A 216-nucleotide genomic window follows, 5' to 3' on the forward strand; every position below is an offset into this window, starting at 1 on the left:
GAGCCCTTAAAAGTCACTCGACGTGCAGGTGAAGATTTTGTGGTGATCAGTGCCGATGATTGGGCGCGAGATCAAGAGACCTTACATGTGCTGCAAAACAGCAGCCTTATGCAACAAATCTCCGAATCCATGAACACATACAAAGATGGAAAAGGCCATACACCAACACAAGAGCAAATGAATGAGATCACTGGTATTTGAGGGTAAAACGTGGCT

The 216-nt window shown here is 45.4% G+C and carries 1 protein-coding gene; it reads left to right on the top strand.

The genetic code is table 11. The features are described 5' to 3' along the window. Window positions 1–201 (top strand): type II toxin-antitoxin system Phd/YefM family antitoxin (locus tag Q0791_RS25230; RefSeq protein WP_299011983.1); only part of this gene is annotated, 201 nt, incomplete at its 5' end. Between the last annotated feature and the right edge of the window lie 15 nt (window positions 202–216).

Source organism: uncultured Shewanella sp. (genome assembly GCF_947495455.1).
In the GTDB taxonomy this organism is placed as follows: Bacteria; Pseudomonadota; Gammaproteobacteria; order Enterobacterales; family Shewanellaceae; genus Shewanella.